Genomic DNA, 15889 nt, shown 5'->3' on the forward strand with positions numbered 1-15889 from the left:
CATCTTTGGCCTGCTGAATGTGATCAATTTTTCGCACGGCGCGCTCTACATGATGGGCGCTTTCCTGGCCTGGATGGGGATGGCTTACTTTGGCCTGAACTACTGGGTGATGCTGGTGCTGTCGCCGTTTATTGTGGGCGTGCTGGGCATCATCATCGAGAAGACCATGCTGCGCTGGCTCTACAAGCTGGATCACCTGTATGGCCTGCTGCTGACGTTCGGCATTACGCTGCTGATTGAAGGCGTCTTCCGTTCCTTCTACGGCGTGTCCGGCCAGCCGGTGGATACGCCTGAATTGCTGCAGGGGGCGACGGACCTTGGATTCATGGTGATGCCGAATTACCGGGGGTGGGTGGTGGTCGCTTCGCTGCTGGTGTGTCTGGTGACCTGGTTCGTGATCGAGAAGACCAAGCTGGGTTCTTATTTGCGTGCGGGGACAGAGAATCCGAAACTGGTGGAGGCCTTCGGCATCAACGTGCCGCTGATGGTCACCCTCACCTATGGCTTCGGCGTCGCTTTGGCCGCGTTTGCAGGCGTTCTGGCGGCGCCAATCATCCAGGTGACCCCTCTGATGGGGTCGAACCTGATTATCGTCGTATTCGCCGTTGTGGTGATCGGAGGCATGGGGTCCATCATGGGCTCGATCCTCACTGGTCTTGGTCTTGGCGTGATCGAAGGGCTGACCAAGGTTTTCTATCCGGAGTTTTCGTCCACCGTCGTGTTCCTGGTGATGGTGATTGTGCTGCTGCTGCGTCCAGCTGGCCTGTTCGGTAAGGAAAAATGATGAACAAGAAAGTTGGCTACGCAATTGCTTTGGCGCTGGCGCTGGGGGCGCCGTTTGTCGGCTATCCCGTGTTCCTGATGAAGCTGCTGTGCTTCGCGCTGTTTGCCTGCGCCTTCAATCTGCTGATCGGCTTTACGGGCTTGCTGTCGTTCGGACACGCGGCCTTCTTTGGCGCTGCGGGCTACTTTGCCGGCAATGCGATCAAGAACTGGGGCCTGCCGTTCGAGCTGGCGATTCTGACGGGCGTTGCGGCTGGGGCGCTGATCGGCCTGGTGATGGGGGCGCTGGCGATCCGCCGCCAGGGCATTTACTTCGCGATGATTACCCTGGCGCTGGCGCAGATGGTGTTCTTCGGTGCGCTGCGTTTCGGTAGCTTCACCGGCGGCGAAGACGGCTTGCAGGGCGTGCCGCGCGGGAAGCTGCTGGGCGTGATTGATCTGCAGAGCGATCTGACGCTGTATTACGTGGTGCTGGCSATCTTCGTKGCGGSCTTCGCGCTGATCGTGCGCACGGTGCACTCGCCGTTTGGCCAGGTGCTGAAGGCGATCAAGGAAAATGAGCCGCGCGCCGTCTCGCTGGGCTATGACGTGGAGAAGTTCAAGCTGATGGCCTTTGTGCTGTCGGCCGCGCTGGCTGCACTGGCGGGCGCCACCAAGACCATGGTGCTCGGCTTCGAGACGCTGACGGATGTGCACTGGTCCATGTCCGGCATGGTGATTCTGATGACCCTGGTTGGCGGCATGGGCACGATGGTCGGGCCGATCCTGGGCGCGATCATCATCGTTGCATTGGAAAATAAGCTGGGCGACTTCGGGACGTTGATGGCGTCGCTGACCGGCATCGAGTGGTTTAACACGCTGGGGGAGGCCGTGAGCATGGTGACGGGCCTGATCTTTGTGGCCTGTGTGCTGCTGTTCCGCCGCGGCATTATTGGCGAAGTCCTGGCCTACTTCGATAGGAGAAAGCCAGCATAAACCTCTAAGGAGTAAGTCATGCGCAACTTCGTTTTTGCAGCTGCTTCCGTACTCCTCGTTTCTTGCGGCAGCCATCGCCAGGGTGGCGATGAGCCGGAGAATATCAACATGCCGCCGAGCTATCTCGGCGCTGTCACCATCACCAGCTACGACGGTAATTCTGACGATCTGCTGACTGCGGGCCTCGGCAAAAGCGGGCTCGCAGGCTCGGTGCCCGCTTATGCCGATGCGAATAATCCGACGGCCCGCGAGCTGCGCCGGAACGCGATCTACACCAATTACCGCGCTGTGCTCGATATCAGCGCCAACAGCGGCTATGGCACGCTGTACGGCCCGAATGTGACGGCGCAGGGCCAGGTCACGGCGAATGAGGGCAAGATCGCCGGCACCGAGTACATCGCCTACGCGGACGATGGCACCGGCAAGTTCAATGTGACCTTGATGGTGCAGGTGCCGAATGGCTTCGACGCCAGCAACGCCTGCATTGTGAGCGGCGTTTCCAGCGGCTCGCGCGGGATATACGGGTCCATCGGTAGCGCGGGTGAATGGGGGCTGAAGAACAATTGCGCTGTGGCTTATGCGGACAAGGGCGGCGGCACCGGTCTTTATACTTTTGACGACGATTCCGTGAACGTGCAGAGCGGCCAGCGCGCGACTCGCGGGGCGGCCGCCAACAACGCGATCTTTGCGCCGGCGCTGAGTGACGCGGACCGCGCGGCGTTCGCTACCAGCTTCCCGAACCGCATCGCGTTCAAGCATGCGCACTCACGGCAGAATCCGGAGAAGGATTGGGGCAGGGTGACCTTGCAGGCGCTGGAGTTTGCCTTCTACGTCTTGAACGAAAAGTACGGCGTGCTGGCGAGCGATAACAAGAGCAAGATCGTCCGCCTGACTCCGGCCAATACGGCGACGATTGCATCGAGTATTTCCAATGGCGCGGGGGCGGCACTGCTGGCGGCTGAACAGGATAGCAAGGGGCTGATTGATGCGGTAGCTGTGACTGAGCCGCAGATTCAACCGAATAAGACGACCGGCTTCGCGGTGCGGCAGGGCGGCGTGAACGTTGCGTCGCAGGGCAAGCCGCTGCTGGATTATTCAAGCTTTGCGGCGCTGTATGAACCGTGCATCGCCGGTGTAACGGGGCGTTGCGATGCGCTGGTGGCGAAGGGGCTGCTGAGTGGCAGTAATTTGCTGTCGCAACAGAATGATGCGAAGGCGCGCATGCGCGCTTATGGCTGGCAGTCCGAGGCGGAGATCCTGGAGGGGGCGCATGCGCTGACCAATATTCTGGTGGCGGTGACTTATGTGAATGCGTATGGACGCTTTTCCGTGACCGATAAGGTGTGCGGGTTCAGCTGGGCGAACGTGGAGGGCAGCGGCACGCCGATTCCGCTTCCGCCAGCTGTGCGGGCAGCCAGTTTTGCGGCGCAGAATGGGATTGTCGGCTCGCCGGTGTATGAGGATGCTGTCGGTGGCGCCAGGGCTTACTCGGCGGCGGTTTCGCCGTCCACAGGCGTGATGGACCAGGCGCTGGACGGTTTTTTGTGCATACGCTCGCTGGCGATTGGGGCTGATGCGATTACCGGTGCCCCGCTTGCAGGCAATATGGCCGCGCTGAGCACGAAAGTGCGCACGGGGATGATGGAGGTGCAGGCGACTGGAAATCTGCACGGCAAGCCCGCTATCATCGTTGCTGGACGCAGCGATACCTTGATCCCGGTGAATCACGGCAGCCGTGCTTACCTCGCGCTGAATGCATCCGTGGAGGGAAACAACAGCAAGCTGCGCTATGTCGAGGTGACGAACGCCAATCACTTCGATTCATTCACTAATGTACTACCCGCCAGCATCGTGCCGCTGCACGTCTACCTGTTCCGGGCGCTGGATGTAGCGCTGGCCAATATAAGAACCAACACCGCTCTGCCGCCGTCCCAGGTAGTACGTACATTTCCCCGCGCATCAGCCGACGTCCCGATCACCACGGATAATGTGCCGCCATTCAGCGCCGCGCCTGGCGCGAATGCCATCAACATCAATGGCACGGTAGTAGATGTGCCGAACTAGGTGGCAGCTATTGATGCGCCGCAGATCCCCATTGATCTCTTGCGGGTTCCAGRCAGGTCCTATCTATACTTCATAAATGTGAACTGCCTGGAGAACATCATGAGCAGCACTACCTTTCGCCTATCCGACGAAGCCGATCTGATGCTGACAGAGCTGGCCGACCGCCGCCGGATTACCAAGATGGAAGCAATTCGGCGCGGCTTGGCGCTATTGCCGGTGGCTGATGAGGAAGACTTGAAGCGCGGTAATCAGTTGGCCATAGTCGACAAGAACTTTAAGCCTGTGGCTCGGATCAACGGCGTTTTGTGATGGACCAATATCCGGACACCATTGTTCGGCGCGACGCTGCGTCGCCATCCGCTGACGAGCCGCTTGGCTCAGTTGAGTTGAATGATCGGTTAAGCGGCTCGGTTGGTAGGTTGCCGCTGGTGACGCTGGTTATCGGTTTCTACTTCCCGAACAATTCCAAATAGCTTCTTCAGAGCGCTGCCGCGTAGATGGCGCGGGCGTCGGGGCGGGTGACTTCGCGGGGATTGTTGCCGAGGAGGCGGGTTTGGAGCATGGCGTCGTCGGTGAGGCGGTCGAGATCGGATTCGGTGATGCCGACTTGCTGCAGCGTCCGCTCGATTCCGGTGATGATGGCGATTTGCTGCATCGCAACAACCAGAGCCTCGGACTTTGCCTCGTCGGAGCCGCTGGCGTGAGGCACGACGATCGACGCCAGTTCGGCATAAAGCGGCGCCGCGGCGGGCGCGTTGAAGCGCAATACATGAGGCAGCACCAGCGAGTTCGATAGTCCGTGGGGAACATGGAATATCCCGCCGATTGGATAGGCCAGCGCATGCACGGCGGCGACCGGGGCGTTGGAGAATGCCTGCCCCGCCAGCATGGCGCCCAGCAGCATGCCCTGCCTTGCCGCCAGATTGCGTCCATTCTCGCAGGCCGGAATCAGGTTGGCCGACAGCAGACTGAGCGCCTGTCGGGCGAGTCCATCGGACAAGGGATTCTTCTTGTGCTTGCTCGTGTAGGCTTCAATGGCGTGGACCATGGCGTCAATACCGGTGGCCGCCGTCACGGCGGGCGGCAGGCCCAGCGTCAGCTCGGCATCCAGCACCGCCATGTCGGCGTACAGCTGGGGCGCGACCACACCCATCTTGGTCGTGGCGCCTGTGGTGACGATGGAGATATTGGTGACTTCAGAGCCGGTGCCTGCCGTGGTCGGGACCAGGACCAGCGGCAGCCGGCCACCCTTCACATTGCCAATCCCGTAGATCTCGCGCAGCGTCTGCTTGCTCTCGGCCATGACCGCAATGAGCTTGGCTACGTCCATCGAGCTGCCGCCACCGATGCCGATAATGATGTCGGCTTCATGTTGACGGGCTGCGGCGACCGCTTCCAGCACGATCTGCTCGGGTGGATCGGCGATCACGTCAGAGTAAGTTTTCACGTGAAAACCGGCCGACTGCAGACTCTGGATCGGCAGGTCCACCAGTCCGGCACGCAGCAGTCCGGGATCGGTCACGACAAGGGCGCGGGTGACGGATGGGAACTTTGCGCGCAGGTGGTCGCCCAGGGATCGGGCTGCTCCAAGTTCCGAAATGATGTGTGGGACAGTGCTGAAGCTGAAGGTCGGATTCGGGTTCATCACGGTGTCTCAACTGGAGTGACGGTGTAGGAAAGCTTACACCAGTGGCGGGCGGCGTGTGGATTTCCTGCGTACAATGTGAGGTTTGCGTTTGGGGAGCAGGGCGGTGGTGTTCGATCTGGGTGTTGGTGTTTTGGCGGTCGCGGCGTTTGCTGCCGGCTTCGTGGATGCGGTAGTGGGCGGCGGTGGCTTGATCCAGATTCCCGCGATTTTCTCCGTCATGCAGGGTACGTCTCCGGCGACCTTGCTGGGTACCAACAAGCTGGCCAGCGTATTCGGCACCAGCGCGGCGGCCATGAATTATGCGCGCCGGACGCCGGTGGCGTGGTCGACGGTGGCCCCGGCGGCGGCGACGGCTTTCCTGTTTTCCCTGATCGGCGCCTGGACCGTTACCCGTATCCCCGCCGATTTCCTACGCAGTCTGTTGCCCTTCGTGCTGTTGGCGGTGGCCATTTATACTTTCCGCCGCAAGGACCTGGGCAGCGTCCATGCACCGCTGCATACCGGAACCAAAGAGAAGGTAATGGCTGTGCTGGTCGGCGCTGGCCTGGGTTTCTATGACGGCTTCTTCGGTCCGGGTGTGGGCAGCTTCCTGGTCTTCCTGTTTGTGCGCAGCTTCGGCTTTGACTTCCTGAGCGCGTCGGCGGCATCCAAGGTCGTCAATGTGGCGACCAATATTGCCGCCCTGCTCGTGTTTGGCTTCAATGGCCACCTGATCTGGCAGCTGGGTCTGATGATGGCGGTGCTGCAGATTATCGGTTCGGTGCTGGGGACGAAGCTTGCACTGAAGCATGGCAGCGGATTTGTGCGGCGACTTTTCCTGGTCGTTGTAGGAATCTTGATTCTCAAGACCGGCTATGACGCTTGGTTGAAGTGAACTGTTTCACGTGAAACAATGTTGGAAAGGGGCCTGATGGCCCCTTTTTTTGTTCCACGTGAAACATTAACAGACAAAAATTTCTGCCCAAAAAATTCGCAAGGCGCAAAAAACTTTATAATTCTGTTCGATCCCCAGATTTCCCCCAATTTTCACCATGCTATTTCCTACTGAATTCGACGTCATCGTTGTCGGTGGCGGTCACGCCGGCACCGAGGCGGCCCTGGCTTCTGCTCGAATGGGACAGAAGACGCTCCTGTTGACCCACAACATTGAGACGCTGGGCCAGATGTCGTGCAACCCGTCCATCGGCGGTATCGGCAAGGGCCACCTCGTCAAAGAGGTCGACGCCATGGGCGGCGCAATGGCTATCGCCACTGACGAGGCGGGCATCCAGTTCCGTATCCTGAACTCGTCAAAAGGCCCGGCAGTCCGCGCCACGCGCGCCCAAGCCGACCGTATCCTGTACAAGGCCGCCATCCGTTCGCGCCTGGAAAACCAGCCGAACCTGTGGCTGTTCCAGCAGGCCGTCGATGACCTGATGGTGGAGGGCGACCGCGTGGTCGGCGCCGTCACCCAGATCGGGCTGAAGTTCCTGGGCCGCGCTGTCGTGCTGACGGCCGGCACCTTCCTGAACGGAAAAATCCACGTCGGCCTGGAGAACTACTCGGCCGGCCGTGCCGGCGATCCGCCAGCCATCTCGCTGGGCGCCCGTCTGAAGGAATTGAAGCTGCCTCAAGGCCGTCTGAAGACTGGCACGCCGCCGCGTATCGACGGCCGCAGCATCGACTTTTCGCAGATGACCGAGCAGCCGGGCGACCTCGATCCGGTGCCGGTGTTCTCGGTAATGGGCAGTGCCGCCATGCACCCGCAGCAGCTGCCGTGCTGGGTGACGCACACCAACACCAAAACCCACGACATCATCCGCAACGGCCTGGACCGCAGCCCGATGTTCACCGGCGTGATTGAAGGTGTGGGTCCGCGCTACTGCCCGTCGATTGAAGACAAGATTCATCGCTTCTCGTCCAAGGAATCGCACCAGATTTTCCTGGAACCGGAAGGCCTGACCACGCACGAGTTCTACCCGAACGGCATCTCGACCAGTCTGCCATTTGACGTGCAGATCGAGCTGGTGCGCTCCATGAAGGGCCTGGAAAATGCGCACATTCTGCGTCCGGGCTACGCCATCGAGTATGACTATTTCGACCCGCGCGGCCTGAAGGCTTCGCTGGAAACCAAGGCCATCAATGGCCTGTTCTTCGCTGGCCAGATCAACGGCACCACCGGCTACGAAGAAGCCGCGGCGCAGGGCATGCTGGCCGGCATCAACGCCGCGCTGCAAACCCAGGGCAAGGAATCCTGGACGCCGGGCCGCTCCGAAGCTTACCTCGGCGTGCTGGTGGACGACCTCGTCACCCAGGGCGTGCAGGAACCATACCGCATGTTCACCAGCCGCGCGGAATACCGCCTGAGTCTGCGTGAAGACAACGCTGACATGCGCCTGACAGAAATCGGGCGTAAGCTGGGTGTGGTTGGCGATGCGCAGTGGGAAGCATTCGAGCGCAAGCGCGAGGCGGTGGCCGTTGAGCTGGAACGCCTGAAATCGACCTGGGTGAACCCGCGCATTCTGGCGGCAACCGAGTCCGAGCGTGTGGTGGGCCAGGCGATCGAGCGCGAGTATTCGCTGGCCGATCTGCTGCGCCGTCCGGGCGTCGAGTACGACAAGCTGATGAGCATGACCGGCAACGAAGGCCAGGCACTGGCTGGTCCAGGCGTGGCCGACGAGTCGGTGAAAGAGCAGGTGGAGATCACCCTGAAGTATTCGGGCTATATCGATCGCCAGCTGCGCGAAGTGGAGCGTCACGAGCACTACGAAAACCTGAAGCTGCCGGAAGGCTTCAACTATGCCGAGATCACGGCGCTGTCGATGGAAGTGCGCCAGAAGCTGCAGAAGCATCGTCCGGAAACCCTGGGCCAGGCTTCGCGTATTTCGGGTGTGACCCCGGCTGCGATTTCGCTGCTGCTGGTGCATCTGAAGAAGGCCGGCTACGGTGGCTTCGTTACGCTGAAAGATGAGGCTGCTTGATGGCGCTGTTCGACCGCGCGCGGCTGGCGCAAGTATTGCAGAATGGCGTAACGGATCTGAAGCTGGGACTGTCGCAAGAGCAGCAGGAGAAGTTGCTGGATTACCTGGCCCTGCTGAACAAATGGAATCACGTGTACAACCTGACGGCGGTACGCGATCCGATGGAAATGATGACGCTGCACGTGCTGGATTCGCTGGCTTCGGTGCCCGCCTTCGAGCAAGCGCGGAATGTGCTGGACGTTGGGGCAGGGGGCGGACTGCCGGGCATGGTGCTGGCGATCTCCCGGCCGGGCATGAAAGTGTCCATGATCGATACGGTGCACAAGAAGACGGCCTTCCTCACGCAAGTGAAGGCGGAGCTGGGGCTGAGCAACGTCACGGTCTACACGAAGAAGGTGCAGGACCTGCAGGTGAAGACGCCCTTCGACGTGATCACCTCGCGGGCCTTCGCAGACCTCTCGGACTTCGTGAACTGGTCCGGGCACCTGCTGGCGGATGGCGGGCAATTCATCGCCCTGAAAGGCACGGCGCCGGCAGACGAAAGAGAGCGACTGCCAGAGCCCTGGAAAGTGAGCGATCTGCAAGCGCTACAGGTGCCAGGGCTGGACGCGGAGCGGCATCTCGTGTTTATCAAGAAAACAACTACGACAGCTACGACTATAGAAACGGTATAAACGATTTATACCGTATAAACTGAATAAATAGTATTAACAATTTATACCGTATAAACGATTTATATCAAAAGAAGAATACATGGCCAAAATTTTCTGTGTAGCAAATCAAAAAGGCGGCGTGGGCAAAACCACCACGACAGTGAACCTCGCCGCCGGCTTGGCCAAACTTAACCAGCGCGTATTGCTGGTAGACCTGGACCCTCAGGGTAACGCCACGATGGGCGCAGGCATCAACAAAGCAGGCCTTACTTCCTCCACCTATGAAGTCATGCTCGGTACTTCCGACGTGGCCACTGCGCGCCAGCGTTCCGAGGCAGGGCGCTTCGACGTGCTGCCTGCCAACCGCGAGCTGGCCGGCGCGGAAGTGGAGATGGTGCAGCTGGATAACCGCGAACGCCGCCTGCGCGATGCGCTGGCCAAGGTGGATAGCGAATATGACTTCGTCCTGATCGACTGCCCTCCGGCACTGTCGATGCTGACGCTGAACGGCCTGTGCGCCGCACACGGCGTGATCATTCCGATGCAGTGCGAATACTATGCACTGGAAGGCCTGTCCGATCTGGTGAACACCATCAAGAAGGTGCACGCCAATCTGAATCCGGACCTGAAGATCATCGGCCTGCTGCGCGTGATGTTCGATCCGCGCATGACACTGTCGCAGCAAGTCTCGCAGCAGCTGGAGCAGCACTTCGGCGACAAGGTCTTCAAGACCATCATCCCGCGCAATGTGCGGCTGGCCGAGGCGCCGTCCTACGGCATGCCGGGCGTGACGTTCGACCCGGCTTCCAAAGGGGCGCAGGCATACATTGCCTTCGGCGCCGAAATGGTTAAACGCATCAAGAAAATGTAATCACACATGGCAAAGAAAATGAAAGGCCTCGGACGAGGCCTCGACGCATTGTTGGGCGGCGACCAGGACCCGGCAGATCCGACCTCCCATCCAAACCCGCACGAAATGCAGGTGGCTTATCTGCAGGCGGGTAAGTACCAGCCGCGTACCCAGATGGRCGAGGGCAGCCTGGCCGAACTGGCGGCATCGATCAAAACCCAGGGCATCATCCAGCCGCTGCTGGTACGCCCGGTAGGTGTGGATAAGTCCAACGGCCACGTGCGTTACGAGATCATCGCCGGCGAACGCCGTTTCCGCGCGGCGCAGATTGCGGGCCTGGAAAGCGTGCCGGTCCTGGTGAAGGATGTGGACGACACGACTGCGGCCGCCATGGCCCTGATCGAGAATATCCAGCGCGAAGACCTGAATCCGTTGGAAGAGGCGCAAGGCATCCATCGCCTGATCACCGATTTCAACTTCACCCACGAGCAGGCGGCGCATGCCGTCGGCCGCTCGCGTTCTGCCGTGTCCAACCTGCTGCGCCTGATGAACCTGGCCGAGCCGGTGCAAACCATGCTGATGGCAGGGGATATCGACATGGGCCACGCCCGTGCGCTGCTGGCCGTCGACGCCGCCAGCCAGATCCAGCTCGCCAATGTTGTTGTTGCAAAACGACTGTCCGTGCGCGAAACGGAAAAACTAGTGCAGAAGCACATGGAGGAGGCGGCCGAGAAACCGGCCGCCCGCGTGCGCGAAAAATCGGGCGACATCAAGCGACTTGAAGAAGAGCTATCTGACACATTGGCAACTTCCGTGGTGTTCAAAATGGGCGCCAAAGGCCGTGGACAGATGATTATCGACTTCGCCGACCTCGATATCCTGGATGGCGTGATCGCCCGATTGCGTAGTTAGAACCCAAGGCCAGGACCAGGTGGCAGGCACGATGTGCCTGCCACCAGATTTTGCACTGTGGTTTTGTATGCAAGTTCCGCGTCAGCCAGCTGCGCTAAGCTGGGCGGCGATTACGTTGCAAGTAGTCGTCAGTTGACTGCGAATTCAGCAGAATAACGTTGTTGTTAGGGTGCTTTTTGCGTTGCACCATGTTTGACCATGCCCGTGTAAACCGACTATAATCCCGTGTCTTTGGGTCTATAGGAACGCGGTAAGTGAGTGATTCTTCGAAGAGTATCGCCAAACCAGTCTTCCGAGTAGTTGCCCTGCAGTTAACAATCGCCGTCCTTTTCTCAGCCCTCGTCGCGCTTTTCGCCGGGGTGGGGAAAGGCTGGTCCGCTGCCATGGGCGGCATTATTGCGGTCTTGGGTAGCCTGGTCTACGCGACCATGGTAGCGCGCGGTAGCGAGGATGCAAAAAAAGCATTCCGGACGCACTTCCGCGGCGAGATGGCAAAAGTATTTGTAACGGCAGTGCTGTTTATTTTGGCACTGGTGCTGTTCCCGTCAGCTGCATGGTTGTGGCTGATTTTAGGATTCGTGGTGACGACCTTCGCATACTGGTTGGCACTGCTCACGGTTTAAAAATCAATACATTTAATTATGACCACTGAACACACTGTGGGCCATGAGGGCCCGGCTAACGCCACAGAGTATATTCAGCACCACCTTTCCCACAATAGCCTGACCGATTCCAGCGTCGCCGCCGGCACGTTCAACCTGGATACGTTCTGGATCTCCGCGATCCTGGGCCTGGTTTTCCTCGGCATTTTCTACATGGCTTCCAAGCGCGCCACCGCTGGCGTTCCTGGCAAGCTGCAGAACTTCGTCGAATGGATCATGGAACTGGTGAACGACACCGTTAATTCCGCCTTCCACGCCAAGTCGAAAGTGATCGCCCCGTTGGCCATCACCATCTTCGTCTGGGTCTGGCTGATGAATGCAATGGACTTCCTGCCAGTCGACCTGCTGCCGAAGTTCCTGACCTTCTTCGGCGTGCACAAGCTTCGCGTTGTTCCTACCGCTGACGTGAACCACACCTTCGGCATGTCGATCGGCGTCCTGCTGTGCATCATCGGCTTCTCGATCAAGGCCAAGGGCATTGGCGGCTGGGGTAAAGAACTGTTCACCGCGCCGTTCCACGCGCACGGTGTGGCCGCCATCTTCCTGGCGCCTGTGAACTTCATCTTCCAGATGCTGGAACTGTTCGCCAAGCCAATCTCCCTGTCGCTGCGACTGTTCGGCAATATGTACGCCGGCGAACTGATCTTCATTCTGATCGCGCTGCTGCCATGGTGGGCACAGTGGCTGCTGGGCGGTCCATGGGCAATCTTCCACATTCTGATTGTTACCCTGCAAGCGTTTGTGTTTATGGCGTTGACGGTTGTGTATCTGGCCCTTGCGGTTGAGAAGCATTAATCAGCAACTTATTTTTGGTTTATTGGTATTTAGTTTTTTGGTATTTTCGTTTTTTTAAATTAGGAGAAATCTAATGCAAGCTCTGATCGCACAAGTACAAAGCATGACCGTTCTGGCAGTTGCCATCATCGTTGGCCTGGGCGCCATCGGCACCGCACTCGGCTTCGCTATCCTGGGCGGCAAATTCCTGGAAGCTTCCGCACGCCAGCCTGAACTGATGCCTCAGCTGCAAACCAAACTGTTCGTTATCGCTGGTCTGCTGGACGCGATCTCCATGATCGGCGTTGGTGTTGCTCTGCTGTTCACCTTCAACAACCCGTTCCTGACCGCCCTGGCTACCGCTGCTGCTCAGTAATCTTTCTCCTCTTTTCGGAGAAAACTTTTAGGAGCAAGGTATGAACATCAATATGTCTCTCATCGGTCAGATGATCACCTTCGCGGTGCTCGTCTGGTTCTCGATGAAGTTCGTATTCCCGGCGCTGAATAATGCGCTGGATGAGCGTGCCAAGCGTATTGCAGACGGTCTGGCTGCCGCCGACCAGGGCCAAGTGCTGGTAAAGCAAGCTGAAGAGCGTGCTTCCACCGCTCTGGCCGCTGCCCGCGACGAAGCTGCCCAGCGCGTCGCGGACGCCGAAAAGCGCGCTCAGCTGGTTGCTGAAGAAATCAAAGCCAACGCACAAGCTGAAGCCAACCGCATCATTGCGCAAGCGAAAGCAGAAGCCGACCAGCAAGCAACCCAGGCCCGCGAAGCACTGCGTGGTCAAGTGGCTGATCTGGCTGTGAAGGGCGCCGAGCAAATCCTGAAGCGCGAAGTCAACGCGTCGGCTCACGCTGACCTGCTGGCCCGCCTGGCAACCGAGCTCTGATCATGGCAGAACTCGCAACCGTCGCCCGTCCTTACGCGGAAGCCCTCTTCCGCGTAGCCAAGGCTGGTAACCTCGCGCAGTGGTCCGATCTGGTGTCCGAAATGGCCCAGATCGGTTCGCATTCGGAGGTGCTGGCGTATGTCCGCAACCCGAAAGTTTCGGCTGCCGACATCACCGCCACCATCCAGTCCCTGCTGAAATCGCCGCTCAACGCGGAAGCGAACAACTTCCTCTCGATGCTGATCGATAACGGCCGCATCGAACTGCTGCCTGAAATCGGCGCCCAATTCCAGCTGCTGAAGAATGCAGCGGAAGGTGCGGCAGATGCCGAAATCACGAGCGCATTCGACATGAGCGACGCCCAGGTGGCAGCGCTCGTCACGACGCTGGAAAAGAAATTCAGCCGCAAGCTCAAGCCGGCCGTTACCGTGGACCCAAGCCTGATTGGYGGCGTCCGCGTGGTGGTCGGCGACGAAGTGCTCGACACTTCGGTGCGCGCCAAGCTGCAAGACCTGCGCAATGCGCTGGTTGCTTGAGCCCCGCTTCGGCAGAGACCCTTTACCCTCGCGCAAGCTGAGAGAGAAAACATTTAGGAGTTAGTATGCAACTCAACCCATCTGAAATCAGCGAGCTGATCAAGAGCCGGATTCAAGGCATTGATGGCGGCGCTGAAGTGCGCAATCAAGGCACCGTAATTTCCGTTGCCGACGGTATCTGCCGCATCCACGGTCTGTCCGAAGTGATGCAAGGCGAGATGCTGGAATTCCCGGGCAACACCTTTGGTCTGGCAATGAACCTGGAGCGTGACTCCGTCGGCGCCGTGATTCTGGGTGCTTACGAGCACATCTCCGAAGGCGACACCGTGAAGTGCACGGGCCGCATCCTGGAAGTGCCGGTTGGTCCGGAACTGAAAGGCCGCGTGGTCAACGCCCTGGGCCAGCCGATCGACGGCAAAGGTCCTGTGGCTACCACCATGACCTCCCCAATCGAAAAGATCGCTCCAGGCGTTATCGCCCGTGAGTCCGTCGGCCAGCCTATGCAGACCGGCCTGAAGTCGATCGACGCGATGGTTCCAATTGGCCGTGGCCAGCGTGAGCTGATCATTGGCGACCGTCAAACTGGTAAGTCCGCCGTAGCGGTTGATGCGATCATCAACCAAAAAGGCCAGGGCATGACCTGCATCTACGTTGCAATCGGCCAGAAAGCATCGACCATCAAGAACATCGTGCGTTCCCTGGAACAGCACGGCGCGATGGAGTACACCATCGTTGTTGCCGCTTCCGCTTCGGAATCGGCTGCGATGCAGTACATCTCGGCTTACTCCGGTTGCACCATGGGCGAATACTTCCGCGACCGCGGTGAAGACGCCCTGATCGTGTACGACGACCTGTCCAAGCAAGCTGTTGCCTACCGTCAGATCTCCCTGCTGCTGCGCCGTCCACCAGGCCGCGAAGCATACCCAGGCGACGTGTTCTACCTGCACAGCCGTCTGCTGGAACGCGCAGCCCGCGTGAACGCCGACTACGTCGAGAAGTTCACCAACGGCGCCGTGAAAGGCAAGACCGGTTCCCTGACCGCACTGCCGATTATCGAAACCCAGGCTGGTGACGTTTCCGCCTTCGTTCCGACCAACGTGATTTCGATTACCGACGGTCAGATCTTCCTGGAAACCTCGCTGTTCAACGCCGGTATCCGTCCTGCGATTAACGCCGGTATCTCGGTGTCGCGCGTGGGTGGTGCTGCTCAGACCAAGGTCATCAAGGGCCTGTCCGGCGGTATCCGTACCGACTTGGCACAGTACCGTGAACTGGCTGCGTTCGCGCAGTTCGCTTCCGATCTGGACGAATCGACCCGTAAGCAGCTGGACCGCGGTGCCCGCGTGACCGAACTGCTGAAGCAGGCGCAATACTCGCCGCTGTCGATCTCCCTGATGGGCGCCTCCCTGTTCGCAGTGAACAAGGGCTTCCTGGACGATATCGCTGTCAAGCAAGTGCTGGCTTTCGAAGCCGGTCTGCACTCGTACCTGAAGACCAAGCAAGCTGCCCTGCTGGCCAAGATCGAAGAAACCAAGCAACTGGACAAAGACGCCGAAGCAGCGCTGTCGGCCGCCATTGCTGATTTCAAGAAATCCGGCGCATTCTAAGATGCACGGCGGCCTCGCAAGGGGCCGCCATCAAGCGCAAAGGAGTAAGGACTCATGGCAGTAGGCAAAGAGATACGTGGCAAGATCAAGAGCGTAGAGAATACGAAGAAGATCACCAAGGCGATGGAAATGGTCGCCGCATCGAAAATGCGCAAGGCGCAGGACCGCATGCGTGCCGCCCGTCCCTACAGTGACAAGATTCGTAATATCGCTGCGAACCTGGCAAATGCCAACCCCGAGTACACGCATTCCTTCCTGGCGGAAGCCAAGACGGACGCCAAGGCTGTAGGTTTTATCGTTGTCACGACCGACAAGGGTCTGTGCGGCGGCCTGAACACCAACGTTCTGCGTATGGTGACGAATAAAACCCGCGAGCTGGAAGCTGCAGGGAACAAGATTGAAGCAGTAGCGATTGGTAATAAAGGTTTGGGCTTCCTGAACCGCGTCGGTGTACCTGTTGTCGCTCAAGCTACCCAGATCGGCGATACGCCGCACCTGGAAAAGCTGATCGGCCCGGTACAGGTGATGCTGGAGAAATTCCAGGAAGGCAAACTGGACGCCGTCTACCTGTGCTACAC

At 59.3% G+C, this 15889-nt stretch carries 17 protein-coding genes; 16 read left to right on the forward strand and 1 reads right to left on the reverse strand.

Going from position 1 to position 15889, the window contains the following annotated elements; translation table 11 throughout:
- Position 1 precedes the first annotated feature (1 nt).
- The 4 genes from AB4Z11_RS05210 (at position 2) to AB4Z11_RS05225 (ending at position 4131) form a co-directional block, all read left to right on the forward strand.
- Positions 2-784, forward strand: coding sequence for a branched-chain amino acid ABC transporter permease (locus tag AB4Z11_RS05210; protein ID WP_442023149.1), 783 nt, complete (start codon positions 2-4; stop codon positions 782-784).
- Entirely contained in the window at positions 784-1758 is a 975-nt protein-coding gene (locus AB4Z11_RS05215; RefSeq protein ID WP_442023168.1) for a branched-chain amino acid ABC transporter permease, read from the forward strand. The genes AB4Z11_RS05210 and AB4Z11_RS05215 overlap by 1 nt, the downstream gene beginning before the upstream one ends.
- A gap of 18 nt (positions 1759-1776) precedes the next feature.
- Positions 1777-3822, forward strand: coding sequence for a 3-hydroxybutyrate oligomer hydrolase family protein (locus tag AB4Z11_RS05220; RefSeq protein ID WP_442023150.1), 2046 nt, complete (start codon positions 1777-1779; stop codon positions 3820-3822).
- Between the two features lie 99 nt (positions 3823-3921).
- A complete protein-coding gene (locus tag AB4Z11_RS05225; protein WP_442023151.1) occupies positions 3922-4131 on the forward strand; it encodes a hypothetical protein in 210 nt (69 codons plus the stop codon).
- A 169-nt stretch (positions 4132-4300) separates the two neighbouring features.
- Here AB4Z11_RS05225 and AB4Z11_RS05230 read toward each other — a convergent pair whose 3' ends face one another.
- Complete coding sequence (locus AB4Z11_RS05230; protein ID WP_442023152.1) at positions 4301-5467, reverse strand: iron-containing alcohol dehydrogenase; 1167 nt, start codon at positions 5465-5467, stop codon at positions 4301-4303.
- 109 nt (positions 5468-5576) lie between these two features.
- Here AB4Z11_RS05230 and AB4Z11_RS05235 point away from each other — a divergent pair, with 109 nt between their 5' ends.
- The 12 genes from AB4Z11_RS05235 to AB4Z11_RS05290 form a co-directional block, all read left to right on the forward strand.
- Positions 5577-6344 (forward strand): TSUP family transporter, encoded by a 768-nt coding sequence (locus tag AB4Z11_RS05235; protein WP_442023153.1) that lies wholly within the window; start codon positions 5577-5579, stop codon positions 6342-6344.
- A 157-nt stretch (positions 6345-6501) separates the two neighbouring features.
- Positions 6502-8430, forward strand: coding sequence for a tRNA uridine-5-carboxymethylaminomethyl(34) synthesis enzyme MnmG (gene mnmG / locus AB4Z11_RS05240; protein WP_442023154.1), 1929 nt, complete (start codon positions 6502-6504; stop codon positions 8428-8430).
- Positions 8430-9104 carry a 16S rRNA (guanine(527)-N(7))-methyltransferase RsmG gene (rsmG, locus tag AB4Z11_RS05245; protein ID WP_442023155.1) on the forward strand — a complete coding sequence of 225 codons (675 nt, stop codon included), beginning with the start codon at positions 8430-8432 and terminating at the stop codon, positions 9102-9104. Before mnmG ends, rsmG begins: the two co-directional genes overlap by 1 nt.
- Before the next feature lie 79 nt (positions 9105-9183).
- Positions 9184-9954 (forward strand): ParA family protein, encoded by a 771-nt coding sequence (locus AB4Z11_RS05250; RefSeq protein ID WP_442023156.1) that lies wholly within the window; start codon positions 9184-9186, stop codon positions 9952-9954.
- A gap of 6 nt (positions 9955-9960) precedes the next feature.
- On the forward strand, positions 9961-10845 hold the full coding sequence (locus AB4Z11_RS05255) for a ParB/RepB/Spo0J family partition protein (RefSeq protein WP_442023157.1): 885 nt from the start codon (positions 9961-9963) through the stop codon (positions 10843-10845).
- Between the two features lie 254 nt (positions 10846-11099).
- Positions 11100-11468 carry an ATP synthase subunit I gene (locus tag AB4Z11_RS05260; protein ID WP_442023158.1) on the forward strand — a complete coding sequence of 123 codons (369 nt, stop codon included), beginning with the start codon at positions 11100-11102 and terminating at the stop codon, positions 11466-11468.
- Between the two features lie 18 nt (positions 11469-11486).
- Positions 11487-12302 carry a F0F1 ATP synthase subunit A gene (atpB, locus tag AB4Z11_RS05265; RefSeq protein ID WP_442023159.1) on the forward strand — a complete coding sequence of 272 codons (816 nt, stop codon included), beginning with the start codon at positions 11487-11489 and terminating at the stop codon, positions 12300-12302.
- Between the two features lie 73 nt (positions 12303-12375).
- Complete coding sequence (gene atpE, locus AB4Z11_RS05270; RefSeq protein WP_395404002.1) at positions 12376-12657, forward strand: F0F1 ATP synthase subunit C; 282 nt, start codon at positions 12376-12378, stop codon at positions 12655-12657.
- 40 nt (positions 12658-12697) lie between these two features.
- Positions 12698-13168, forward strand: a complete 471-nt coding sequence (locus AB4Z11_RS05275; RefSeq protein WP_442023161.1) for a F0F1 ATP synthase subunit B — start codon at positions 12698-12700, stop codon at positions 13166-13168.
- 2 nt (positions 13169-13170) lie between these two features.
- Positions 13171-13704: a F0F1 ATP synthase subunit delta gene (locus AB4Z11_RS05280; protein ID WP_442023163.1), complete on the forward strand. Its 534-nt coding sequence runs from the start codon at positions 13171-13173 to the stop codon at positions 13702-13704.
- A 65-nt stretch (positions 13705-13769) separates the two neighbouring features.
- Complete coding sequence (atpA, locus tag AB4Z11_RS05285) at positions 13770-15311, forward strand: F0F1 ATP synthase subunit alpha (protein WP_442023165.1); 1542 nt, start codon at positions 13770-13772, stop codon at positions 15309-15311.
- A 54-nt stretch (positions 15312-15365) separates the two neighbouring features.
- A partial coding sequence (locus AB4Z11_RS05290) for a F0F1 ATP synthase subunit gamma (RefSeq protein ID WP_442023167.1) occupies positions 15366-15889 on the forward strand: 524 nt, incomplete at its 3' end.

This window comes from Pseudoduganella sp. RAF53_2 (assembly GCF_052113985.1).
Taxonomy (GTDB): Bacteria; Pseudomonadota; Gammaproteobacteria; order Burkholderiales; family Burkholderiaceae_D; genus Rugamonas.